This window comes from Xanthomonas hortorum, assembly GCF_040279205.1.
GTDB lineage: Bacteria > Pseudomonadota > Gammaproteobacteria > Xanthomonadales > Xanthomonadaceae > Xanthomonas > Xanthomonas hortorum_F.
This window is the reverse complement of sequence record NZ_JBEOLS010000061.1, coordinates 1-23052: the sequence shown is the minus strand read 5'-3', so window position 1 is coordinate 23052 and position 23052 is coordinate 1. Positions and strand designations below refer to the sequence as shown.

The window sequence follows — 23052 nt, the reverse complement described above, 5'->3', positions numbered from 1 at the left end:
GGCGGCGATCGACAGGATCACTTGGCCAGCGTGGCGCGTTCGCGAGCAATCAGGTGATCGGCGATACGCAGCATGTCCGGGAAGCTCTGGCCCTTGACCAGGTACTTGCCGTTGACGATCAGCGACGGGGTGCCGGTGAGCTTGCTGCGGGTGGCGAACTGCTTGGCGCGGTTGGTCTTGGCCGACACGCCGAAGCTGCTCATGGTGTCGATGAAGGTCTTCTGGTCCACGCCGTACTTGGCGTAGAACGCGGCGATGTCCTGCACCGAATCCTTGCCGCGCTCGCCCTTGAGGGTCTGCTCGGTGTGGATGGCCTTGTACAGCGCTTCGTGGGTCTTTTCCTGGACGCCCAGGGTTTCGGCGGCGTAGAACGCACGGCCGTAGTCGTCCCACGGGCCGCCGAACATCGCCGGCACGTAGACGAAGTGCACGTCCGACGGCAGGCCGGCCTTCCACGGCCCGATCAGCGGCTGGAACGCGTTGCAGGCGGGGCAGACATAGCCGAAGACCTCGGCCACTTCGATCTTGCCGGCGGCCTGCTGGTACGGCTGGCCGCCTTCGATATCCAGATAGTCGGTGCCGGCGACCGGCTCGGGGCCGTTCGGCGCGCGCGGTGCGGCGCTGGGGGCGGCGGCCGGCGGGGTGCTGGCGCTCTCGCCAACTGCAGGCGGTGCGGCGGGGTCGGCGGCCGGCGTGGCAGCGGCCGGAGCAGGCGCCGTTTCGGCAGCCGGCGTGGTGGCGGCAGGTGCGGTATCGGACGAGCCGTCCTGGGCCTTGCAGGCGACCAGGATCGGCAGCAGCGCCATCAGCGTCAGGGCGAAGCGGGTCTTCATCGGATTGGATCTCCAGCGTGGGGCGAGAAAAGGGCCGGACGGCCGCGGGGCGCATGATGCCACGGGCGGCCGTCGGTGGCGGTTACGCGGTTCAGCGCTTGGCAGGCGCAGCGTGCTCGCGGGCGATCAGATAGTCGGCCACGCGCAGCATGTCCGGGTAATTGCGCGCGCCGATCAGATAGCGCCCGTTGATGATGATGGCCGGGGTGCCGGGGAGCTTGCTGCGCTTGGCGAAGTCGCGCGCGGCATCGAGCTTGGCGTCCACCGCCGCGCTCTTGTAGGTCTCGACGAAGCGCTGCTGCGGCACGCCGTAGTCGGCGTAGAACGCCGCCAGTTCTTCCGGTGCCACGTTCTGCGAGGGCACGCTCTGCTTTTCGTGGATCGCCTCGAACATGGCGCGATGGCTACGCTTGGCCACGCCCAGGATGTCGGCGGCGAAGTAGGCGCGCGCGAATGCATCCCAGAACCCGCCGAATGCCGCCGGCACCGGGGTGAAGCGCACATAGGCCGGCTGTTTGGCCACCCAGGCCTCCAGGGTTGGCTCGAAGTGCGCGCAGTGCGGGCAGGTGTAGCCGAACACCTCGGTCACTTCGACCTTGCCGGCCAGCGGCGCGTACGGCTGGCCGCCGTCGATCACGATGTAGTCGTCGCCTTCGACCGGCGGGGCGTTCTTGTCGGCGGCGCAGGCCGCCAGCGGCAGCAGGATCAACAACAGCAGGGACAGACGGGAAAACAGCTTCATGCAGGCTCCGTGGGGATAGGGGGAGGACGGGAAACGACGACGCCGGTCGCGGGACCGGCGTCGTGAAGCGGTGTGGCAGCCGTGGCTTTCAACTCATGAGCGTGCGGGCGTCCCGGCAGCGGGTGCTTGCGCGGCGGCCGCATCGTCGGCGCGGTCGTGCAGGCCTTGCAGATAGCTGGCCAGCGCCTGGATCTCCTGCTCGGTCAGCGGGTGCGCCACCTGCGCCATGATATTGAACAGCGCCGGGTTGCGCTCCTGGGTGGTGCCGGCCTGGTATTCCTTCAGGCGCCGCGCCACGTACTCGGCATGCTGGCCGCCCAGGCGCGGATACGCCGGGCCCGGATTGCCGCTGCCGGATGGGCCATGGCAGGCCATGCAGGCCGGCACGCCGCGTGCGATGTCGCCACCGCGGTAAAGCTTCTCGCCAACCTCGTAAAACTTCAGGCCCTGGTACGGCCCCTCGCTGACCACCGCATCGTCGGCCACGCCGGCGGCAGACTTCTGGGTGGCGAAGTAGGCGCCCAGGTCGCGCATGTCCTGCGCAGTGAGGTCCTTGACGAACGGCACCATCACTGCCGCCATGCCGCTATTGCGCTCGCCGCTGGCGATCAGGGCCACTTGATGCGCCACGTAGCGCTCGGTCTGGCCGGCGATGCGCGGGTACATGGCGACGGCCGGGTTGCCGTCCGGGCCATGGCAGGCCGCGCAGGCAGCGGCCTTGGTCTGGCCGGCCTTGGCATCGCCCCAGGTGGTCTTGGACAGGTCCACCTCCAACGGCGCAACGCGCACAGGTGGCGGATCGGGGATCGGCGTCACCGCCGATTGCGCAAACGCCACGGCGGCAATAACCGGCACGGCGAGGGCGGCGAGGACAAGCACACGAGCATGGCGCATCAGCTAAAGCTCCGTATGGACCCGACCTGCGCGCGTTTGAGGCTGGCTGTGGCAGGCGTGCTTCGATTATCGACACGCCTTTGCGCCGGGGTCAACGAACAGTGCAGCAAAACCGCCAGGCGCCGAACGTGCGATCCTAGGGGGATGTCGCTCCTTATCGAACAAGCCCGCTACCACCTGTCCGCCCATAACGCCCGGCAATTGCCGGACGATGGCGGCTACGAGGTCGCCTTCGCCGGCCGCTCAAACGCCGGAAAATCCAGCGCGCTCAATGCGCTGACCCGCCAGAACGCGCTCGCCCGTGTGTCCAAGACGCCTGGTCGTACCCAGCAGCTGGTGTTCTTCCAGATCCAGCCCGAGCGCTGCCTGGTGGATCTGCCCGGTTACGGCTACGCCAAGGTGCCGCAGGATCTGCAGGCGCACTGGCAGGCCTTCATCGACCGCTATTTCCGCACCCGCGAGGCCTTGCGCGGGCTGGTGGTGGTGATGGATATCCGCCACCCGCTCAAGGATTACGACCTGCAGATGCTCGGCTATGCCGCCGAACGCGGCCTGCCCGCGCACGGGTTGCTGACCAAGGCCGACAAGCTCGGCCGTGGCCAGCAGATGCAGACCCTGCAGAAGGTCAAGAAAGAAGTGACCTCGCGCTTTGGCGACAGCGTGACCGTGCAGACCTACTCCGGCGAATCGCGCCAGGGCGTGGACGAACTGCGCGGCATCGTCGGCGGCTGGCTGGGCCTGGATGGCGCGCCGCCTGCAGCGGAGTGAGGCGGGCCGGGCGCCAAGACGCCTGGCCCGGCGGGCAGTCCACAACGGCGAGCCAGGGCTCGCCGTTTTCATTTGCGGCATCGGTATCGGGGCCGGGCGACGCCGGGCTGCGCTCCGGGACAGCGACCTTGCCTGGGCGCCCGATCGCTCAAGGCGTCGCCGGCACGGGGCCGAATTCGGTCGGCACCCAGGCGAACGCATCGCCCTCGCGGCGCACATGACCCAGGCCCGGAAACGGCAGATGCGCACCGGCCACCCACCAACGGCCGTCGGCCGCCTGCGCCAGCATGCTGCGGCGTGAGGCAATGGCCTTGCTGCGGTTGCTGTCGGCCTCGAACGATGCGTCCGGCTGGGCAAACTGCACCGCGTGGTAGTGCAACACATCGCCCCACACCAGCAGCGTGTTGCCGGCGCCGCCGTCAAGGCGATACGACACGTGGCCGGGCGTGTGGCCCTGGCTGTCCAGGGCAGTGATGCCGGCCGGCAATGCGGTCTTGCCCGGCTGGAAACGGCGCAGCCGACCCTGGGCCTGATAGGGCGCTGCCGCCGCGCGCGCCAGCGGAAAGGCGAACTGCAGCATCGGCGCGGCACCGGCCTCCGAAGCGGGATCCAGCCAGTACGCGGCATCGGCGTCGGATAGCCACACCGTGGCGTTGGGAAATGCCGGGGTGCCCTGCGCATCGAGCAGGCCGCACAGGTGGTCCGGATGCGCGTGGGTGAGCAGTACATCGTCGACCTGGGCCGGGTCGTAGCCGGCGGCGCGCAGGTTGGTCAGCACTTGGCCCAGGCCGGGGCCAAGGCACCGGGCATTGCCGGTATCGACCAGGCTGAGGTGGCTGCCGTCCTGGATCAGATAGGCGTTGACTGCCGTCTGTAGCCCCTTGTCGTCTTCGGGCACGTATCTCTGTGCGAGCAGGCGGTCGCGCTCTGCCGGTTCCACATTGGACAGCTGTTGACGCGTCAACGCGACGCTGCCGTCGAACAACGCAGTGACGCGCAGCGTGCCGATGCGCTGCAGGTAAAAGCCGGGAACCTGTGCATGGGTGGACGCGGGCGCAGCGGCGTGCGCCAGCGTGGCGCTTGCGGCGAGCAATAGCGGCGCAAGCGAACGCAGTACGGAAACAGACATGAGCAACTCCAGTGCAGGCGGCAACCGCCGCGATGTCGCCATGCTGGCGGCAGCGACTTGCGCGATTCGCTCATTGCGCTGCGCGAAGCGCTCGCTGCAGCGATCTAGCGGCTGTTGCCGATGCTGGCCGGATCCAGCCCGTAACGCTGCTGGAAGCGCTGACTGAAGCTGCGGGTGGAGCGATAGCCTGCACGTGCGGCCACGGTCTTGAGCGGCCAGCGTGTGGTGTAGAGCAGGGCCATCGCATGCGCGAGCCGCGCGTCGGTGATCAGCTCGCGCAGCGAGCAGTGTTCTGCGGCCAGATGCCGGCGCAAGGTGGCACCACTGATGCCCAGGCTGTCTTCGACATCGCGTGAACGCCAAGCCCGCTGTGGTTGCGCGGTGATCAACGTGCGCACCTGCGAGGCGAGACTTGGTGCGGGCGGCAACAGCAGGCCGCCGTGACCACGGCGGCACAAACTGATCACCAGCGAGGCCAGCGCCAGGCGGGCTTCGGTATACAGGCCGTGTTGCAGCGCATCGCGCCATTGCCGCAGCGTCGGGTCGAAATCGATCGCCGGCAGCCGCGCGATGTCGTCGCCGGCCTCGGGCAGCTGCTCATTCCACAACGCGCGCGCAGCAGCAAGCGCCTCTTCGCAGAGTGGCACCACCGCGCTCAGGTAGAGCCCGGTTAATGGGTCGGGCGTGTTGATCACATCGATCCGGCAACGGCGCGTCACCAGGAACAGATCGCCCGGCACGAACTCCAGCGATTGGGTCGCGGTCCGCACGTGTTTGCGGCCCTGCAGCAGAATCGCAAATTGCGCCTGGGTCAGGTCCACCGAGCGCGCGCCGGGCGCGCGCCGCGCGCTCACGCAGGCAAAGCCTTCGGCGCGCTCGCAGTGCATCAGGCTGGCCATCTGCGCAAGCAGGGCGTCGGTGGGTGTGGGCGCAACAGTCATGGTCGGGCGATGCTACAGGATCGTGTACGCATGTCTTTGGCTGGAACAGCGCCGCGATTGCCGCGCTAGTGCACGCATGGATGCTGGCTTCGCATGGCCATCTGGCATCTTGAGGACTGCGGCGCTGCCGGACCTTGACCAGCCCCGGCCATGCCTGCGCTTGTCGCTGTGTGCGTGAAGTCCCGGCAGGTGATGCCAGCGCGACGGTGGGTGTTCGCCTGCATCTGCATGCAGTAAGCATGGATGGAAATCTAAGACCCGGCCGATGGCGGCAATTCTTCCATGTTGGGCGGTTATAGTGCGGGCCTTGCGGTGGCTGGGGAGGATCCCCACATCGTTCCCCTCAATTTTTCTGCGAGCCTGCCCTTGTCGAGTCCCAGCCACGTTGCCGAAACGCCGATCACCGAACGCGCGGAGCTGGTCCAGGTACTTGCCTCAGGCGAGAAGCCCAGCGCGGACTGGCGGATCGGCACCGAGCACGAGAAGTTCGGCTTCCAGCTCGACGACCTGCGCGCGCCCACCTTTGAAGGCGCGCGCGGCATCCAGGCGCTGCTGACCGGCTTGACCCGCTTCGGCTGGGAGCCGGTGCAGGAAAACGGCCATACCATCGCGCTGCTGCGCGACGGCGCCTCGGTGACGCTGGAGCCGGCCGGGCAGCTGGAACTCTCCGGCGCAGCAGTGGAAACCCTGCATCACACCTGCGTGGAAACCGGCACCCATCTGGACGAAGTGGCGCAGGTCGCCGGTGAGTTGCAGCTGGGCTTCCTGGGCATGGGCTTCCAGCCGAAGTGGCGCCGCGATGAAATGCCGTGGATGCCCAAGGGCCGCTACCAGATCATGAAGAACTACATGCCCAAGGTCGGCTCGCTCGGCCTGGACATGATGACGCGCACCTGCACGGTGCAGGTCAATCTGGATTACGCCACCGAAGCGGACATGGTCAAGAAGTTCCGCGTGTCGCTGGCGCTGCAGCCGATCGCCACCGCGTTGTTCGCCGATTCGCCGTTCACCGAAGGCAAGCCCAACGGTTACCTCAGCTACCGCTCGCACATCTGGACCGACACCGACGCCGATCGCACCGGCATGCTGGATTTCGTGTTCGAAGACGGCTTCAGCTACGAGCGCTACGTCGATTACCTGCTCGATGTGCCAATGTATTTTTCGTATCGCGACGGTGTGTATGTCGATGCCAGCGGGCAGAGCTTTCGCGATTTCATGCAAGGCAAGCTGCCGGCATTGCCGGGTGCATTGCCGACGCTACGCGACTGGTCGGACCACATGACCACCGCGTTCCCGGAAGTGCGCTTGAAGAAGTATCTGGAAATGCGCGGCGCCGATGCTGGCCCGTGGGATCGGCTGTGTGCGCTGTCGGCCTTCTGGGTGGGGCTGCTATACGACGACACCGCGCTGGATGCGGCCTGGGATCTGGTCAAGGACTTCAGCCCCACCGAGCGTCACGCGCTGCGCGATGGCGTGCCCAAGCATGCGCTCGGGCTGCCGTTCCGTCACGGCACGGTGCGCGATTTGGCCGTGGAAGCGGTCAAGATCGCGCGCGAAGGCCTGCGTCGGCGCGCGCGCTTGAATGCCGACGGTCAGGACGAAACCGGCTTTGTGGATGTGATCGCCGAGATCGCCGAGAGCGGTGTCACCGCCGCCGAGCGCAAGCTGGCGCTGTATCACGGTGCATGGAACGGCGATATCGATCGGGTGTTCCGCGAGTTTGCGTACTGAGTGAGTAAGCCTGGGTTGAAGGGCTGCGGTGGGTTGCCGATGTGGCGCGCCGCTGCAGTTCTGCCCGCCTTGACCTGAGTGCGATAAGGCGCCATTAGCTGCCGCCTCATCGCGCATGCGGTGCTCCGGCGACCTCCCGTCGCGGCGATCTCGGTAGCGTGACACGCAGGCGATGGCATCACGCGCGCGCTGCCGCACTCGCAATCAGCGCGTCCGGGTCCGGTAAAGACCCTCGATCCGATCCAGGCCTAGCGCCGCTCCGGCATGCATGGCAGGCGCACCGTCACCCGCAGTCCGCCGCCCGCACGGTTGTCCAGGCGCAGGTCGCCGCCATGCGCCAGCACGATGCTGTGCGCCACCGACAAGCCCAGCCCGATGCCGCCGGTATCGCGGTTGCGCGAGGACTCGCCACGCACGAACGGCAGCAGCAACTGTTCGCGCTGGGTCGGGTCGATGCCGGGGCCGTCGTCGTCGATCCACAGCACGCCGTCTTCGCCGTCACGCTGCAGCTGCAGGCGCGCGCGTTTGCCGTACTTCAGTGCGTTTTCCAGCAGGTTCATCACCGCGCGGCGCAAGGCGAGCGGGTCGCCGTCCAGGGTGATCGCCGGACCGGGCAACAGCTCGGCGTCGGCACCGATGTCGTTGGCGTTGTCGACCACGCTTTCCACCAGCAGGCGCAGATCCAGCGGCGCGCGTTCGCCGCGGTGGCGATCGTTCTGGATGAAATCCAGCGCGGCGGAAATCATCGCCTTCATCTCGTCGATGTCGGCCAGTGCCTTTTCGCGTAGCGGAGGCTGCAGGCCGTCCAGGCGGAACGACAGGCGCGCCAGCGGCGTGCGCAGGTCGTGCGCGATCGCCGCCACCATGTGGGTGCGCTCGTTGATCAGGCGGTTCAGGCGCGCCTGCATCGCATTGAACGAGTCGGCCGCGCGCACGATCTCCGGCGGGCCGCTGCGTTGCAGTGCAGCGGCATCCGGGTTGCGGCCCAGCCGGTCGGCGGCCTCGGCAAAGCGCTTGATCGGCGCCGACAGCGCACGCGAGAACCACCACGCCAGCGGCACGTTGGCCAGCAGGCCGGCCAGGAACAGCAGCACCACGTGGGTCTTGAACTCGGCCGACAACCGCCGTGGCGGCGATTCCACCGTGCGCCAGCGGCCATCGGGCTGCTGCAGCGCGGCGGTGAAGCCGTCCAGCAGCGGTACGCCCGGGGTCAGGCGCTCGCTTTCCCAGGCGCCGGGGGCGTCGTCCGGGCGCAGTCCGTTGCCGAACGGCGAGGCGCCGGGATGGCGCTCGCGGTGCCAGTCACCCGGCTGTGGCGGCGATCTCTGCAAGGCAGCGCGGCGATCGCCGGCAGGGCTGCCATCGTCGTCATTGGCCTTGGACGCCTGCGATTGGCCCGGCAGCGACATGCCGACGCGCGGGCCCGGGCGATCGTCGGCGCTGCGGTAGAAGCGCACGCGCTGCTCGGGCACATCCAGCCAATGCGCCAGCAGCATTTCGGCAAACGCATCGCGCACCTGGCCTGCTGGCGGCAGCGGGGACTGCGCGGACTCGCGCACCGTCAAGGTCTGGGTGCCGGCCGGCATGCGCGTGGACAGCAACGCCACCACCTCCGGCGGATGCACCGGCGGCTCGTAGACCGGGGTGCGCATCACCAGCAGGGCGATGCCGACCGCCTGGGCGGTGAGCAGGGCCACCGCCAGCAACACGAAGGTACGCGCAAAGATCGACAGCCCGCGACGTGCCGGGTTGCTCACAGACGCGAGACGCCCGGCAGCAGCATGTAGCCTTCGTTACGCACGGTGCGAATCAACTCGGTATGCACGCGCTCGTTGATCTTGCGGCGCAGCCGGCTGATCTGGCTGTCGATTGCGCGATCGTAGACATCGGTATCGCGGCCGCGCGCATAGTCCAGCAACTGGTCGCGGCTCAGCACCCGCTGCGGATGCTCGACGAAGGTGCGCAGCAGCGCGAACTCGCCATCGGAGAGGTTGATGAAGATGCCGGTGGGGTCGCGAAGGTCGCGGCGCACCACATCCAGCCGCCAGCCGGCGAACTCGTAGACGTTGCCGCGGTGGTCGGCCTGCTCGTTGCTGGCCTGGCTGCGGCGCAGCAGGGCGCGCACCCGCGCCAGCAATTCGCGTGGATTGCAGGGTTTGGCCAGGTAATCGTCGGCGCCCACTTCCAGGCCGATGATGCGGTCGGTGTCGTTGCCCAACGCGCTGAGCATGATGACCGCGGGTGAACCGCGCTCGCTGGCCAGGGCCCGGGCCGCGCTCAGCCCGTCTTCTCCGGGCATCATCACGTCGAGTACGATGAGGTCCGGGCGGCGCTGCGCGATGCTCTTGCGCATCTCCGCCACGTTTTCGGCAACGTCCACCTGGTAGCCGTGGGCGCTCAGGAACTCGCCGATCAGCTTGCGCAGGTCCGGGTCGTCGTCAACCACAAGAACGCAGGGTTGTTGCAGGTCCATGGAGGTCATCGTCGGTGGCGCGGAGGTTTGGCCGCGCAGGGTGGTGGCTACCGGATACATGGTGCTCGCAGTTGCAAGGCTGGAGCACGCATCATAATGATTGAATTTGTCATCCATTGGCATACGTGTGACGCGACATGACAGAACCGGACATCGCCAAGGAAGCCATCACATCGACACTGTGCCGCTGCAATGGCGAGTGCGCGCATGACAAGGCGTTTCCGATGATGCGGGTGATCAGCCGCGACAACGGCGTGGGCCTGACTCGCGACATGGTACTGATGGCGCAGACCCTGCGTGCTGGCGGTGTGCCGGTGCAAGAAGTGGGATTCACCAGCCAGCGGGTGCACGACACCCTGCGCGAAACCCGTCTGTGGGCCAGCCGCGCGCTGTTCGGGCGGGTGCCGGTGCAGATCTTTTCCGAACGCGTGTATGCGCGCTGCCTGCCGCTGGGTCAGGCCAACCTGCTGGTGCCCAATCCGGAGTGGTTGCATCTCAAGTGGCTACCGCGCCTGCCGCAATTCGATGCGGTGCTGTGCAAGACGCACCATGCCGAACGGATTTTTGCCAATCTCGGCTGCGCCACGCGTTTCATCGGATTCACCAGCCGTGATCGTCACGATGCACAGGTAGTGCGCAAGCGTGCATTTTTCCATCTGGCCGGGCGCAGCACCGCCAAGGGCACCCGCGTGCTGCTGGAGACCTGGAAGCAGCATCCGGAGTGGCCGCTGCTGACCGTGGTGCAGAGCCCGCGCACCGCCGGCAAGCCGGTGGTTGCTGCGAACATCGATCACCGGGTCCGCTATCTCGACGATGCCGAACTGCGCCGGCTGCAGAACGCGCATCTGTTCCATATCTGCCCGTCAGAAGCCGAAGGTTTCGGGCATTACCTGATGGAAGCGTTGAGCGTGGGCGCGGTGACATTGGCGACCGACGGCGAGCCGATGAACGAATTGGTCAGGCCCGAGCACGGCGTGCTGATTCCGGTGGCTGACGTGCGCCAGCGGCGTCTGGCATCGTATTACTACGTCGATGCGGCGGGAATCGCGCATGCGGTGGAAACCGCATTGGCGTTGCCACAGGCGCAGCTGGATCAGTTATCGGCCAATGCGCGCGCCTTCTATCAGGCCAGCGATGCCGCATTCGCTGCGCGCTTTCGCGCTGCGGTGATGGCATCGCTGCCTGAAAATGCCGCTGACGCCGCCGTCAGCGTGGCACCGGCTGCCGTCGAGAACTGACGCGCTACCGCTGGCGCGTTTGTGCAGCAGGGATAGCGGCGCGATCAGCGCATGCCGTCGTACGCCTGCGCTTGGCGGATGGCGACACGCGTGCGACACATGCGCGGCACACGCACATGCAAGGCTTTGCTGGACGAAAGCGCGGGCGTCGCCCGCCCTGCCACGTGCATGCACGACGCACACGTGTGCATCCATCCAGGGAGATCGACGATGGCCCAAACACGCCCCAGCTTTGCCGTCACCGCTGCGCTGATTGCCGCGCTGAGCATGAGCGGCTGCGCCAGCCTCTGCGGCGCTCCAGGTGGCGCGCCGCCGCTGCCACCGCCGCCGCCTGTGCACGGCCATCATGGCCCACCGCCGCCGCACGATCCCGAATTCGATGCAGCGCTGCAGGCCTGCGCTACGGCGCAAGACATCGCGTTGCCGGTGCCGGATGCGCCGCCGCCTGGACCGCCACCGTCATCGTTGCTGCAATGCCTGGAAGCTGAGGGATTCGAGCCGCCGCCGCGTCACGGCTAAGATCGATGCGCGCAGGTAACTTGCCGCAAGCGGACGTTGCCGTACAGCAGAAGGGCCGGTGTTTTGCCAGATAACGCTGCCAGCCAGTGACCATCACCTTGCGGTCGCGTCGGCTGCGCATCCAAAGACGCAGGCTTGCGCGTGCACCAGCACGGCAGATGTCGAGCACGCTACTACAGCCTCTTCGCTCGTGATTACGCATTGTGTGGCTTCACCGATGGCGAGAGATCGATGATGCGCGCAGGGGAGAATCCAGTCACGATGCAACGTGCGCCTGGCGAACAGATGGACACGGTAGAAAGTTTAGAAAACCAGGCAAGCGCGCTGGAAGAACTGGCCGGCATGCGCAAGTTGCACGCGCTCCAGGTCAGTCTCGCAGCACAGGGCGATATGCGCGTGGCGCTGCAGGACATCACCGCGCTTGCCTGTGCATTTGCGCGCACCGAGTGCGGTTGCGTGCAGCTGGTGGACGAGCACAGCAACGACATGGAACTGCGCGTCTATCGCGGGCATGACGAGCGTAGCCCGTTCGTGCAGCAGTTCTTGAAGGACGGTTTTCAGGCCACCTGCGATACCGTGCGCCGCGAGCGCCGGCAGCTGGTGATCGAAGATATCGCAACGTTCACTCCACTCAAGGGCACGCCGGATTACGAGGCCGCGCTGTGCAGTGGGATTCGTGCTGCGCAGTTCACTCCGCTGTTCAATCGTGCCGGTGTGTTGCTCGGTTTGCTCAGCACGCAATTCACCATGCCGTACCGCCCGGCGGGGCATGAACTCAGGTTGCTCGAACTGCTTGCGTGGACGGCCGCAGACTATGTGGAGCGCAATCGTGCTCAGGCGGCGTTGCGGACCAGCGAGTCGCGGCTGGCCGCGTTGTCGCTGGCAAGTTCCGAAGTGCATTACCGGATGAGCCCGGATTGGGGCGAGATGCGCGCATTGACCGGCAAAGGCTTTCTGGCCGACACGGTCAATCCCAACCGCGCCTGGCTGATGGATTACATTCCCGATGACGATCAAGCAATGGTGCGGCAAAAGATCGATGCCGGCATCTATGCAAAGACACCGATCATTTTCGAGCATCGGGTACGACGTGCGGACGGCAGCCTGGCCTGGATCGCCACCAAGGGCGTGCCGGCACTGGATGCGGAGGGAAATATCACCGAATGGTTCGGCACCGCCGCCGACATTACCGCACGCAAGCAGGCCGAACAACGCCTGCGCGACAGCGAGGCGCGGCTGGCGCTGGTGCTCGATCAGATTCCGATCGGCGTCGGTCTGTTCGATACGCAAGGCCGTTTCACCTACAAGAACCCGCAGCTGAGCGAGCAATTGACCGATCGCATTCCCTCGCGCGATAGCGTGCATGGAGAGGAGTGGAAGGGTGTCGACCAGCAAGGCAACCCGGTGCCACCGCAGCAGTTTCCCGGCGCGCGTGCGTTGCGCGGCGAAGACACCACAGCGCCGGTGGATTTCTGCCATCTCGATGGCACTACCGAACGTTGGCTACGTGTCACCGCCGTTGCGTTACGCGATGGCAGCAAGGTGACCGGTGGATTGACCGTGGTGCAGGATGTGACCGGGCAGCGGCAAGTGCAGGCCGAACTGGGCGTGCTTGCAGAGCGTAACCGCGACATTCTGGAAAGCATTTCCGATGCGTTCTATGGCGTCGATGCGCAGTGGCGCTTTACCTATATCAATCGCAAGGCCGAGGCGCTGTGGGCACGCTCGCGTGCGCAATTGCTGGGCAAGGTGATCTGGGACGAGTTTGCCGATTTGATCGGCTCCGCAACGCACGCCGCGCATTTACAGGCCGCACAGACGCGGCAGATGGTTCGCCTGGATGTGGCCTCACCGGTGCTGGGGCATTGGGTCGACATCAGTCTGTATCCCACCGGCGATGGCGGCATGTCGGTGTATTTTCGCGATATCTCCGACAAGAAACGTGCGGAAGAGCAGCTGCGTGCCAGCGAAGAGCGCTTCCGCACCGCACTGACGATCGAAACCGTAGGCGCGACATATTTCGATATGGATGGCCGGCTTACCGACGCCAACGATGCGTTCCTGAAGATGAGTGGCTATAGCCGTGCGGATGTGGAAGCAGGCGCGCTCACCTGGCAGAACCTGACCCCGGCAACCTCGCGTGGTTTGACCGCGCAGGCCTTTCAGGAGTTGAAAGCCAACGGCAGCACCACGCCGTATGAGCGCGAATATCTGCGCAAGGACGGCTCGCTTCGCTGGGCGTTGTTCGCCGCCAAGCGGCTGCCGGATGGAACCGGTTTTGAATTCGTGCTCGACATCACCGACCGCAAGCTGGCCGAAGCGGCGTTGCGCGAGGTGCAGGATCGCAATGCCTTCTTGTTGAAGCTGTCCGATGCGCTGCGGCCGCTGAGCGACCCGGCCGCGATCCAGGGCAAAGCCGCGTGCGTGCTGGGCGAGCACTTGCATGCCGGCCGCGCGTACTACGTTGAAGTGGATCGCAAAACGCAGCAGTACGTGGTGGAACGCGATTGGCATCAACCTGGCGAAACCAGTCATGCGCGGCGCTTCGCGCTGAGCGATTGGCCGATGCCCTGGCTGACCGACGCGCAGACATGGGTGGTGCGCGACATTGCCATCGATGCGGCATTGCCCGATGACCAGCGCGCGGCCTATCTGGGCAATGCCATCGGTGCGCTGATCGTGGTGCCGCTGATCAAGAGCGGCCAGCTGGTTGCCAGCTTCGTGGTCAATCAGCGCACTGCGCGCGATTGGACGGCCGCCGAGATCCTGCTGGCCGAAGAAACCGCAGAGCGCACCTGGGCGGCATTGGAGCGCGCGCGCGCACAGGGCGCGCTGATCGAAAGCGAAGAGCGTTACCGCGTGATTCTTGAAAACGCGCTGGATTACGCGATCTTTACCACCGACACCAATGGCTACATCCAGACCTGGCCCCCTGGTGCCGAAGCGGTGTTCGGCTGGAGCGCCGAAGAAGCGGTGGGGCAACACATCGCCATGACCTTCGTTGCAGAAGATCGCCTGGCCGGGGTGCCGCAGCGCGAGATCGAACAGGCGCACCATACCGGCTTTGCCCCCAATGTCCGCTGGCATCAATGCAAGGACGGCCGCCGCGTCTTCATCGAAGGGGCGACCCGGCCGCTGCGCGATGGCGGTGTCGAGCCGCTGGGGTATCTCAAGATCGGCCAGGACGTCACCCGCCGCCGGGAGTGGGAAGATCGCCAGCAGGTGTTGCTGGCCGAACTGCAGCACCGCACGCGCAACCTGATGGGCGTGGTGCGTGTGGTCTTCAATCGCACCCAGCGCAGCAGCAAGACCATCGCCGAGCTGGCGCTGATCTACAACGACCGCCTGGACGCGCTGGCGCGCGTGCAGGGATTGCTCTCGCGCTTGAACGACGGCGATCGCATCCTGTTCGATGAGTTGATCCATGTCGAACTCTCGGCGATGGGCGCGATCGACGCGCAAGGCCAGGGTGAGCAGGTGGTGCTGGATGGCCCCAGCGGCGTGCGTCTGCGCTCCAGCACCGTGCAGACGTTCGCGCTGGCGCTGCATGAGCTGGCGACCAATGCGAACAAGTACGGCGCGCTCGCCCAACCCGGCGGCCAGTTGCAGGTGCGTTGGCGCCTGCTGCGCACCGGTAACGGCACGCGGCTGCGGATCGAATGGAGCGAAACCGGCGTGACCATGCCAACGCCCGGCGAAGCGCCACAAGGCTCCGGGTACGGCCGCGAGTTGATCGAGCGCGCGCTGCCGTATCAACTGCAGGCCGAAACCACTTATGAGCTTGGCCCGGATGGGGTGCGCTGCACCATCGAGCTGCCGGTGTCGGAAAGCATGCGCCTGGACGGGGATGAGGGATGACGCTGGATGCTGCAGGTGCACACATCAGCCACCGTCATGCTGCACTGCGGCCACTTTGCTGATTGCAGTCGCAGATTTCCTGCGCAGGGCACAAATTTTTGATCTGTGCGTGCCTGTGCACAGGCCGCGCCACAGTCCCTGCTGGCGGCATTCTCGCGCGCATCTGCGTTGATCGAACAGCATGTTGCCAGCTGGCATCTTCGACAGAACGCCCGGACGCCCATGGCTTTTTTTGTTCGAATCCATATACTGCCCCCCAGTATCTGGATCGGAGCTGTCATGCCGCATTCGCCGCAAGAGAAAAAGCGGGCGCTAGCACGCGTGCGCCGCTTGCGCGGGCAGTGCGATGCACTTGAGCGGGCGCTGCAGGCAGGCGCAGACTGCGCGCCTGTCTTGCAGCAGATCGCCGCGATCCGGGGGGCCGTGAATGGGCTGATGTCGCAGGTGCTTGAAGCGCATATCCGGGAAGATTTCGGGCATGCCGCCACGTCCGATGCGCAACGCGCCGAGCGGGTGCAGGAATTGCTCGGCCTGGTCCGGTCCTACCTCAAATGAACTCCCACCGGGTCGGCGCATGCCGCACCCGTCCTTGAATCTCATCGTCAGGAGCGTCATCCAATGAAATCCCGTGCAGCAGTTGCATTCGGACCCGGCAAGCCGCTGGAAATCGTCGAAATCGACGTCGCACCGCCGAAGGCCGGCGAAGTGCTGGTCCGCATCACCCACACCGGCGTCTGCCACACCGATGCGTTCACGCTGTCTGGCGACGACCCGGAAGGCATCTTCCCGTCCGTGCTGGGCCATGAAGGCGGCGGCATCGTCGAAGAGATCGGCGAGGGCGTCACCAGCGTCAAGGTCGGCGATCACGTGATCCCGCTGTACACCGCCGAATGCCGCAAGTGCAAATTCTGCCTGTCCGGCAAGACCAATCTGTGCCAGGCAGTGCGTGCCACGCAGGGCAAGGGCCTGATGCCCGACGGCACCACGCGCTTCTCCTACAACGGTGAGCCGATCTATCACTACATGGGCTGCAGCACCTTCAGCGAGTACACCGTGGTGCCGGAGATTTCGCTGGCCGTGGTCAACCCGGAAGCGCCGCTGGAAAAGGTCTGCCTGCTCGGTTGCGGCGTCACCACCGGTATTGGTGCCGTGCACAACACTGCCAAGGTCAAGCCGGGCGAAAGCGTGGCGGTGTTCGGCCTGGGCGGTATTGGTCTGGCGGTGATCCAGGGCGCGGTGCAGGCCAAGGCCGGGCGCATCCTGGCCATCGACACCAACCCGGGCAAGTTCGATCTGGCACGCAGCATGGGCGCCACCGATTGCATCAACCCCAAGGACTACGACAAGCCGATCCAGGAGGTCATCGTCGAGTTGACCGATGGCGGCGTGGACTTCAGTTTCGAGTGCATCGGCAACGTCAACGTGATGCGGTCGGCGCTGGAGTGTTGCCACAAGGGCTGGGGCGAGAGCGTCATCATCGGCGTGGCTGGCGCAGGCCAGGAAATCAGTACCCGTCCGTTCCAGCTGGTGACCGGCCGCGTGTGGCGCGGCTCGGCCTTCGGCGGTGTCAAGGGACGTACCCAATTGCCGGGCATGGTGGAGCAATCGATGAAGGGCGAGATCGATCTGGACCCGTTCATCACCCACACCATGCCGCTGGAAGCGATCAACGAGGCCTTCCATCTGATGCACGAAGGCAAGTCGATCCGCACCGTGATTCACTTCTGACCGTACGGCCAGGATCGGCGCGCGGCCGCTTCCGCGCACGTGGTACCCGATACTCCGGGAGGGGCATGATGACCAGCGTCTCGATTCATCCTTCGGTAGACAGTGGTGTTGCGCGTGGAGGTGCAGAAAGCTTTCAGGGGGGAACCCTTGAATGTCATTGCGCCAGCGACAAGGTGACCGTGGAAGTGGGTGCGCAGACCGCGCATAACCACGCCTGCGGTTGCAGTAAATGCTGGAAGCCGGAAGGCGCGACCTTTTCGGTGATTGCAGTGGTGCCGCGCGACAAGGTCACGGTCACCGCGCATGCGGAGAAGCTCAAGATCGTCGACGAAAGCGCGGCGATCCAGCGCCACGCCTGTACCGGTTGCGGCGTGCATATGATTGGCCGCATCGAGAACAAGGACCATGCGTTTTATGGTCTGGACTTCATCCATACCGAGTTGTCGCAGCAGTCGGGCTGGTCGCCGCCGGGCTTTGCGGCGTTCGTGTCCTCCATCATCGAAACCGGCACGCCGCCGGATGACATGGACGGCGTACGCGCGCGCCTCAACGAGCTCGGCTTGACCCCGTACGACTGCCTGTCGCCGGGATTGATGGATGCATTGGCGGCCAATGTGGCACGCCATAAGGGCCTGCTGCACTGATCGCCCCACCCCGCGGCCGGCATTCATGTCGGCCGCAGGTTTTTATCGAAGGAATCTCATGGAACGTATCGAACACCGTGCCTGCTTCGGCGGTTGGCAAGACGTCTACCGGCACCAGTCGCAGAGTTTGAACTGCAGCATGCAGGTGGGCGTGTATCTGCCACCGCAGGCCGCCGATGGCCCGCTGCCGGTGCTGTACTGGCTCAGCGGCCTGACCTGCACCGAACAGAATTTCATCAGCAAGGCCGGCGCGCAGCGTTACGCCGCCGAGCATGGCGTGATCCTGGTCGCGCCGGATACCAGCCCGCGTGGCGACGAGGTGGCGGACGCGGACGGCTACGACATCGGCAAGGGCGCCGGTTTCTACGTCGATGCCACGCAGCAGCCGTGGGCGGCGCACTACCGCATGTACGACTATGTGGTGAACGAATTGCCGGCGTTGATCGAAGCGACTTTCGCCACCACCGGCGCGCGCGCGATCAGCGGCCACTCGATGGGCGGGCATGGCGCCTTGACCATCGCGCTGAAGAACCCGGGGCGCTATCGCAGCGTGTCTGCGTTTTCGCCGATCGTCGCGCCGAGCCAGGTGCCGTGGGGCGAGAAGGCGTTTGGCCAGTATCTGGGGCCGGACCGTGATGCGTGGAAAGCGTATGACGCCACTGCGTTGATCGCACAAACGCAGGAGCGCTTGCCGCTATTGATCGATCAGGGCGACGCGGATGAATTTCTCGAAAACCAGTTGAAAACTGCGTTATTCGAGGAAGCCGCAAAGACCGCTGGTTATCCGGTCACGGTACGTCTGCAGCCTGGTTACGACCATAGCTATTACTTCATCTCGAGTTTTATCGGCGAGCATATTGCGCATCATGCTGCGGCGTTGCGTTCGTGATTGCTTGATTGCTTGATTGCTTGATTGTGGAAATAGTCGATCGTTTTTTGCGTTTTTTGCGTTTGTTAAGTTTGTGGCGTGTGCGTGGCAGTAGACCTCGCGCAGTTGCGTGCGTTGCATTGCGTGCGTTGCCGTGTTGCCTGGACCGGTGGCATGAATTAAGCGCCGAGCTGATTTCCCTTCTCCCCTCGGGAGAAGGTGCCCCGAAGGGGCGGATGAGGGTACGGGCGAAGCCACGTGCAGTTGGAACGACACCAGGGCTTCGCACCGTACCCTCACCCCAACCCCTCGCCCGTGGGGAGAGGGGCTCGCCATTGCGTATCTGAAAGTCCGCGTCGAGTAGATGCCGGCGACATCGTTGTTTTTGTTCAACAGCAACAGCTGACGCCAACGCCAATTCAAAAGTTGATGCCAACAGCCAAGCTAACGCGCCACCTGCGCCGCAAGCTTGCCCAATCGCCGCATCGCGCATTCCAGCGTCTCGCTCCACGGCTGGCCGCAGGTCAGGCGTAGATGATCTGCGTAATCGCCACGGCTGGAGTACAGATGGCCCGGCGAGGTGCCGATACCGTCGGCCAATGAGGCTTCGAATAATGCCTGGCCGCTGCCGCCAGCGGGCAATTGCAGCCACAGCGAGAGTCCGCCGGCTGGGTCGCCCACCCGCGTGCCCTCAGGCCAATGCCGCACGATCGCATCGCGCAGGCGTTGGCCGTTGTCGGCCAGGGTGCGGCGTAGCTTGCGCAGATGCCGTTCCAGATCGTGTTGCGCGAGATAATCGGCCAGCGCCAGTTGCGGCAGGCTGGCGCTACCGACGGTGGAAAAGTATTTGGCGCGCACCAAGGCGTCGGTCCAGTCGCCGCCCAGCAACCACCCCACGCGCAGGCCGGGCGACAGCACCTTGGAGAACGAGCCGCAGGTGATCACGTTGGCATGCGTGTCGAAGTGGCGTAGCGGGCGAGGGCGCTGGCCCGACCAATCCAGTTCGCCGTAGATATCGTCTTCGATCACCACGGTGCCGTGGCGCGCGCAGCTGTCGAGCAGTGCACGCTTGGCACTGTAGGGGGTGAGGCTGCCGTTTGGATTGTTGAAGTTGGGTACCAGCACTGCTGCGCGTACCGGCGTGCGTTGCAGCAGCGCGTCCAGGCGCGCGACATCGATGCCATGGCCGGCGCGGTTGGGGACTTCCAGCACCTTGAGTCGTAACGCAGCCACCGCCTGCAGGATGCCGTGGTAGGTGGGTGTTTCCACCAGCACTACATCGCCCGGTGCGGTGAGCGTGCGCAGTGCCAGGCTGATCGCTTCCATCGCGCCGGCGGTGATCACCACTTCTTCCGCGGCTACGGTGGTTGCGCAATGTGCGTAACGCTGTGCGATCTGCCGGCGCAGTACGGCGTGGCCTTGTGGCGGTGCGTAGTCCAGTGCGGCGGTGCGTTGGCGCCGCAACTGACGCGACAAGGCGGCGGCCAAGTGCGCAGCCGGCAACAACGCCGGCGCTGGAGTGGCGGTGTGCAACGGCACCAGGTCGTTGCGCGCCAGTGTATCGAGCACGCGCTGCAAGGCGGGGTTGTCGACCATGCCGGGTTTGCGCCGACGCGTTGCGGGTGTAGCGACAGGCAAGGCAGAGGCGGTGGTGCGCACGAAGTAGCCGGAGCGCGGCCGCGCCTGCACGCGTCCTTCGCGTTCCAGTTGCAGGCAGGCCTGCACTGCCGTGGCGGTGCTGATGCCGTGATTGGCGGCCAGTTGCCGAATCGAGGGCAGGCGCTCGCCGGCACGCAGGGTGCCGCCTTCGATCTGCTGCCGCAGCTGGGTGGCCAGCGATTCGTACAGGAGCATGTGCGGACGCCCTTTATCTGTATTGGTCAATTTGCAGCGTATCTGAATCTGTCATGGTCGTGTACTGCGCTGCAGACTGGCTGTGCCCGGTGAGTGTGCCAGGTGTGTGTTCTCTTCTGTGAGGTTGGGCCGTGCTGCTTCCTGTGTTTATCGTCGATGCGTTTACCACGGTGCGTTTCAAGGGTAATCCTGCGGCTGTCGTGCCGTTGCAGGAATGGCTACCGGAGTCGCTGATGCAGGCGATTGCCAGCGAACACAATTTGTCGGAGACCGCATTTTTCGTGCGCGACGAGAGCGGGGTATTCGACATTCGCTGGTTTTCTCCCATCAAGGAGGTCGGCTTCTGCGGGCATGCGACCTTGGCCAGCGCGTTGGTGATTGCCATGCATCAAGGCGCTGCATTCCCGTTGCGATTGCGCGCGCCTGCCGTCGGTGAGATCGAGGTCGCCAGGGTGGCCGAGAGTACCTTCGAGCTGCGCTTCCCCAACCAGATGCCGTCGCTGGTGCCGGTAGTGCCGCAAGCCTTGTTGGAGGCGTTGTCGATCGCACCACAGGCTGTCTATGCAAACGCGCAGGCCTACATCGTCGTCTACGCCGATGAAGGGCAGGTGCGTGAAGTGACGCCGGATCTGACACGGATGCTGGCGCTGGCGCCACGGGATGTAGCAGTCACCGCACCAGGGACCGGACATGACTTCGTCTCGCGCTATTTCTGGCCGGCCAATGGCGGTAGCGAAGATCCGGTGACCGGGTCGATCCATGCCGCGTTGGCGCCGCTGTGGGCACAAACGCTTGGCAGGACGCAGCTGCGTGCGCTGCAGGCATCGGCACGTGGCGGTGAACTCGATTGCCGGGTCGAGCCGCAGCATGTGTACGTGCGCGGCAGCGCTGTGCAGTATCTGCAGGGAACGATTGCGCTATGAGCGTGTCCTTGTCTGCTCAAGCGACCTCGGCGGGCGCGGCGCGACGTGCAATCTGGCAATTGCTGGTGGCCGAAGTGTTGATCGGGTCGGTGGGCGTATTCGTGCACGAAAGCGGGCAGGATCCGGTGACTGCCGTGTTCTACCGCTGCCTGTTCGGTGCGCTGTTTCTGACGGTGTGCGGTTTGATCGGCGGGCAGCTGCGCGGCCTGTGGCGCGAGCGTGCGCTGTTGCGCGATGCGGTCATCAGCGGTGTGTTGCTGGTGCTGAACTGGGTGGCGTTGTTCGCCGGCATGGCGCGCTCATCGATCGGTGTGGCGACGATGGTCTACCACGTGTTTCCGTTCGTGATGTTGATCCTTGCCGCATTGCTGCAGGGCGAGCGCACGCGGCGTGTCGATCTGGGCTGGACGTTGCTGGCATTCGTCGGTGTGGCCTGTTCGGCGAATCCGGCGCGGCTCTGGCAGGCGGCCGATCGCGGTTATCTGATCGGGATCGCGCTGACCTTGCTGGCGGCATTGCTGTGCGGGGCCTCGTTGCTGATGTCGCGCCGCATCAGCCGCGAGCGGCCGCTGGCGGTGGTGACCGTGCAGTGCTGGGTCGGCACCTTATTGCTGGCAGGGTTTTCCAGTGGCGCCGCGCTGCATCCGGGCCTGCATTGGCTGTGGCTGGTGGGCTTGGGCGTGATCCACAGCGGCATCGTGTATGTGCTGTTCTATTCGTCCTATCGCCACCTGCATGTGGCCACGATTGCGGTACTGGCGTTCGTCTATCCGCTGGTCACGCTGTTGCTGGACTATCTGCTCTACGGCCACGCGCTGGTGCCGGTGCAATGGCTGGGCCTGGCGTTGATCGTGGTCGGGACGCTGGCGGTGAATCTGAAATGGCGTTGGCCGCGGCGGGTGGCGGACAGCGCGCTGACCTGAGTGGAGTTGCCGCCGCGCCGTACACGCGGCGGCAGCGGGCTTCAGCGTACGTCGCGCAATTCCCAATGATGTCCGGCCAGCGCCTGCATGCGCTGTTTGAGCAGGTCGCCGGGGATGCTGGTGGTGGCCACCAGATCGATCCGCAGGTCGCCCTGCTTGCCGGTGACCGTGGCCGAGGGATCGGTCACGCCGAGGCTGGGATCCACCGCGTCCGGATCGGCCTGCAGCTGGCGCCAGCGATCGAACCAGGCCGGGTCGCGCAGGGCGGCCTGCAGCTGTTCGGCAAAGGCCTCGGCACCATGGGCGCTGAAGCTCACGCTCGCATCGCCGCCGCGGGCGAGCTTGGGGTCGGGCAGGCTGATCGAATAGCTGACGGGCATGTGCGAACACTCTGGTGGATGACATTCGCACGTTAGTGCAGCGGCGGTGAGTATTCCGTCGACAGGTGTGCAGGCATGTAGCTCTCTGCGACCCACTTCTACTTGGAACCAAGCTTTTGACCTGTATCTGAAAGACGCTACAACTCGAAATACGGTTCGCGTTGGAGTGGTTGGATGGTGCGGATAGATCAGGTGTAAAGCGACTGATCTGCTGCTTGGTCGCAGGGCCCTTGCCCGCCCACCATCGCGGGACACGCCGCAAGTACGTCCATGTAGGCTCTTACGCGGCATCCATGCCGCGTAAGGTCCCGCGACGGTGGGCGGACAAGGACCAGTCGAGATGGTCGGTGTGCGTGGCTTTCAACAAAGCAACCAGCGAACTCTCTGGTGCGGTGGGGGCACCGCGCACTCGACCAGCTAGGCTTTTGATCTAAAAGTCCGGCTGTATTTGAAAAATGCTACAACTCGAAATATGGTTTGCGTTGGAGTGGTTGGATGGTGCGGATAGATCAGGTGTAAAGCGACTGATCTGCTGCTTGGTCGCAGGGCCCTTGCCCGCCCACCATCGCGGGACACGCCGCAAGTACGTCCATGTAGGCTCTTACG

The 23052-nt window shown here is 65.2% G+C and carries 19 protein-coding genes and 2 pseudogenes; 11 read left to right on the top strand and 10 right to left on the bottom strand.

The window, feature by feature from the left end; genetic code table 11:
* Window positions 1-17 precede the first annotated feature (17 nt).
* The 3 genes from ABS769_RS18745 to ABS769_RS18735 all read right to left on the bottom strand — a co-directional run bounded on the left by ABS769_RS18745 (window position 18) and on the right by ABS769_RS18735 (window position 2469).
* Entirely contained in the window at window positions 18-833 is an 816-nt protein-coding gene (locus ABS769_RS18745; protein WP_016902612.1) for a thiol:disulfide interchange protein DsbA/DsbL, read from the bottom strand.
* A 91-nt stretch (window positions 834-924) separates the two neighbouring features.
* A complete protein-coding gene (locus ABS769_RS18740; protein WP_006451631.1) occupies window positions 925-1575 on the bottom strand; it encodes a thiol:disulfide interchange protein DsbA/DsbL in 651 nt (216 codons plus the stop codon).
* 93 nt (window positions 1576-1668) lie between these two features.
* Window positions 1669-2469 carry a c-type cytochrome gene (locus ABS769_RS18735; RefSeq protein ID WP_317061217.1) on the bottom strand — a complete coding sequence of 267 codons (801 nt, stop codon included), beginning with the start codon at window positions 2467-2469 and terminating at the stop codon, window positions 1669-1671.
* Window positions 2470-2613: 144 nt separating this feature from the next.
* Here ABS769_RS18735 and yihA point away from each other — a divergent pair, with 144 nt between their 5' ends.
* Window positions 2614-3237 carry a ribosome biogenesis GTP-binding protein YihA/YsxC gene (yihA, locus tag ABS769_RS18730; RefSeq protein ID WP_006451633.1) on the top strand — a complete coding sequence of 208 codons (624 nt, stop codon included), beginning with the start codon at window positions 2614-2616 and terminating at the stop codon, window positions 3235-3237.
* Window positions 3238-3385: 148 nt separating this feature from the next.
* Here yihA and ABS769_RS18725 read toward each other — a convergent pair whose 3' ends face one another.
* On the bottom strand, window positions 3386-4366 hold the full coding sequence (locus ABS769_RS18725; protein WP_317061216.1) for an MBL fold metallo-hydrolase: 981 nt from the start codon (window positions 4364-4366) through the stop codon (window positions 3386-3388).
* A gap of 104 nt (window positions 4367-4470) precedes the next feature.
* On the bottom strand, window positions 4471-5307 hold the full coding sequence (locus tag ABS769_RS18720; protein WP_350498239.1) for a helix-turn-helix transcriptional regulator: 837 nt from the start codon (window positions 5305-5307) through the stop codon (window positions 4471-4473).
* A gap of 366 nt (window positions 5308-5673) precedes the next feature.
* Between ABS769_RS18720 and ABS769_RS18715 the strand changes: the two genes are divergently transcribed.
* Window positions 5674-7038: a glutamate--cysteine ligase gene (locus ABS769_RS18715; RefSeq protein ID WP_006451634.1), complete on the top strand. Its 1365-nt coding sequence runs from the start codon at window positions 5674-5676 to the stop codon at window positions 7036-7038.
* 248 nt (window positions 7039-7286) lie between these two features.
* Here ABS769_RS18715 and ABS769_RS18710 read toward each other — a convergent pair.
* From ABS769_RS18710 to ABS769_RS18705, 3 genes and pseudogenes are all read right to left on the bottom strand, one after another.
* Window positions 7287-8366, bottom strand: a pseudogene (locus ABS769_RS18710) (ATP-binding protein); the annotation flags it as partial.
* A gap of 62 nt (window positions 8367-8428) precedes the next feature.
* Window positions 8429-8795: pseudogene (locus ABS769_RS22740) on the bottom strand (two-component sensor histidine kinase); the annotation flags it as partial.
* A complete protein-coding gene (locus tag ABS769_RS18705) occupies window positions 8792-9511 on the bottom strand; it encodes a response regulator (protein ID WP_095575415.1) in 720 nt (239 codons plus the stop codon). The gene ABS769_RS18705 and the pseudogene ABS769_RS22740, both read right to left, overlap by 4 nt.
* A 137-nt stretch (window positions 9512-9648) precedes the next feature.
* Here ABS769_RS18705 and ABS769_RS18700 point away from each other — a divergent pair, with 137 nt between their 5' ends.
* From ABS769_RS18700 to fghA, 7 genes are all read left to right on the top strand, one after another.
* On the top strand, window positions 9649-10749 hold the full coding sequence (locus ABS769_RS18700; RefSeq protein WP_317061212.1) for a glycosyltransferase: 1101 nt from the start codon (window positions 9649-9651) through the stop codon (window positions 10747-10749).
* A gap of 210 nt (window positions 10750-10959) precedes the next feature.
* Window positions 10960-11268 carry a hypothetical protein gene (locus tag ABS769_RS18695; protein ID WP_317061211.1) on the top strand — a complete coding sequence of 103 codons (309 nt, stop codon included), beginning with the start codon at window positions 10960-10962 and terminating at the stop codon, window positions 11266-11268.
* 261 nt (window positions 11269-11529) lie between these two features.
* Complete coding sequence (locus tag ABS769_RS18690; RefSeq protein ID WP_317061210.1) at window positions 11530-15126, top strand: PAS domain S-box protein; 3597 nt, start codon at window positions 11530-11532, stop codon at window positions 15124-15126.
* A 279-nt stretch (window positions 15127-15405) separates the two neighbouring features.
* Window positions 15406-15681, top strand: coding sequence for a metal/formaldehyde-sensitive transcriptional repressor (locus tag ABS769_RS18685; RefSeq protein ID WP_023905100.1), 276 nt, complete (start codon window positions 15406-15408; stop codon window positions 15679-15681).
* A 63-nt stretch (window positions 15682-15744) separates the two neighbouring features.
* The gene (locus ABS769_RS18680) at window positions 15745-16854 is read left to right on the top strand and encodes an S-(hydroxymethyl)glutathione dehydrogenase/class III alcohol dehydrogenase (protein ID WP_317061209.1); all 1110 of its coding nucleotides are present in this window, start codon (window positions 15745-15747) and stop codon (window positions 16852-16854) included.
* 68 nt (window positions 16855-16922) lie between these two features.
* Window positions 16923-17498 carry an S-(hydroxymethyl)glutathione synthase gene (gene gfa, locus ABS769_RS18675; protein WP_023905099.1) on the top strand — a complete coding sequence of 192 codons (576 nt, stop codon included), beginning with the start codon at window positions 16923-16925 and terminating at the stop codon, window positions 17496-17498.
* Window positions 17499-17556: 58 nt separating this feature from the next.
* Window positions 17557-18387 (top strand): S-formylglutathione hydrolase, encoded by an 831-nt coding sequence (gene fghA / locus ABS769_RS18670; protein WP_317061208.1) that lies wholly within the window; start codon window positions 17557-17559, stop codon window positions 18385-18387.
* Window positions 18388-18810: 423 nt separating this feature from the next.
* Here fghA and ABS769_RS18665 read toward each other — a convergent pair whose 3' ends face one another.
* Window positions 18811-20220, bottom strand: a complete 1410-nt coding sequence (locus tag ABS769_RS18665; RefSeq protein WP_317061207.1) for a PLP-dependent aminotransferase family protein — start codon at window positions 20218-20220, stop codon at window positions 18811-18813.
* Window positions 20221-20351: 131 nt separating this feature from the next.
* Here ABS769_RS18665 and ABS769_RS18660 point away from each other — a divergent pair, with 131 nt between their 5' ends.
* Both ABS769_RS18660 and ABS769_RS18655 read left to right on the top strand, forming a co-directional pair.
* Window positions 20352-21143, top strand: a complete 792-nt coding sequence (locus tag ABS769_RS18660; protein WP_317061206.1) for a PhzF family phenazine biosynthesis protein — start codon at window positions 20352-20354, stop codon at window positions 21141-21143.
* Window positions 21140-22066 carry a DMT family transporter gene (locus tag ABS769_RS18655; RefSeq protein ID WP_317061205.1) on the top strand — a complete coding sequence of 309 codons (927 nt, stop codon included), beginning with the start codon at window positions 21140-21142 and terminating at the stop codon, window positions 22064-22066. The genes ABS769_RS18660 and ABS769_RS18655 overlap by 4 nt, the downstream gene beginning before the upstream one ends.
* A 41-nt stretch (window positions 22067-22107) precedes the next feature.
* On the opposite strand, the gene ABS769_RS18650 is transcribed toward ABS769_RS18655, so the two are convergent.
* Window positions 22108-22446 (bottom strand): hypothetical protein, encoded by a 339-nt coding sequence (locus ABS769_RS18650; RefSeq protein ID WP_023905094.1) that lies wholly within the window; start codon window positions 22444-22446, stop codon window positions 22108-22110.
* Window positions 22447-23052: the final 606 nt, after the last annotated feature.

Bases quoted from the DNA above. Each gene is read 5' to 3' on its own strand.
- ABS769_RS18745 (WP_016902612.1), bottom strand. From the start codon at position 833: ATGAAGACCCGCTTCGCCCTGACGCTGATGGCGCTGCTGCCGATCCTG.
- ABS769_RS18740 (WP_006451631.1), bottom strand. From the start codon at position 1,575: ATGAAGCTGTTTTCCCGTCTGTCCCTGCTGTTGTTGATCCTGCTGCCG.
- ABS769_RS18735 (WP_317061217.1), bottom strand. From the start codon at position 2,469: ATGCGCCATGCTCGTGTGCTTGTCCTCGCCGCCCTCGCCGTGCCGGTT.
- yihA (WP_006451633.1), top strand. From the start codon at position 2,614: ATGTCGCTCCTTATCGAACAAGCCCGCTACCACCTGTCCGCCCATAAC.
- ABS769_RS18725 (WP_317061216.1), bottom strand. From the start codon at position 4,366: ATGTCTGTTTCCGTACTGCGTTCGCTTGCGCCGCTATTGCTCGCCGCA.
- ABS769_RS18720 (WP_350498239.1), bottom strand. From the start codon at position 5,307: ATGACTGTTGCGCCCACACCCACCGACGCCCTGCTTGCGCAGATGGCC.
- ABS769_RS18705 (WP_095575415.1), bottom strand. From the start codon at position 9,511: ATGGACCTGCAACAACCCTGCGTTCTTGTGGTTGACGACGACCCGGAC.
- ABS769_RS18700 (WP_317061212.1), top strand. From the start codon at position 9,649: ATGACAGAACCGGACATCGCCAAGGAAGCCATCACATCGACACTGTGC.
- ABS769_RS18695 (WP_317061211.1), top strand. From the start codon at position 10,960: ATGGCCCAAACACGCCCCAGCTTTGCCGTCACCGCTGCGCTGATTGCC.
- ABS769_RS18690 (WP_317061210.1), top strand. From the start codon at position 11,530: ATGCAACGTGCGCCTGGCGAACAGATGGACACGGTAGAAAGTTTAGAA.
- ABS769_RS18685 (WP_023905100.1), top strand. From the start codon at position 15,406: ATGCCGCATTCGCCGCAAGAGAAAAAGCGGGCGCTAGCACGCGTGCGC.
- ABS769_RS18680 (WP_317061209.1), top strand. From the start codon at position 15,745: ATGAAATCCCGTGCAGCAGTTGCATTCGGACCCGGCAAGCCGCTGGAA.
- gfa (WP_023905099.1), top strand. From the start codon at position 16,923: ATGACCAGCGTCTCGATTCATCCTTCGGTAGACAGTGGTGTTGCGCGT.
- fghA (WP_317061208.1), top strand. From the start codon at position 17,557: ATGGAACGTATCGAACACCGTGCCTGCTTCGGCGGTTGGCAAGACGTC.
- ABS769_RS18665 (WP_317061207.1), bottom strand. From the start codon at position 20,220: ATGCTCCTGTACGAATCGCTGGCCACCCAGCTGCGGCAGCAGATCGAA.
- ABS769_RS18655 (WP_317061205.1), top strand. From the start codon at position 21,140: ATGAGCGTGTCCTTGTCTGCTCAAGCGACCTCGGCGGGCGCGGCGCGA.
- ABS769_RS18650 (WP_023905094.1), bottom strand. From the start codon at position 22,446: ATGCCCGTCAGCTATTCGATCAGCCTGCCCGACCCCAAGCTCGCCCGC.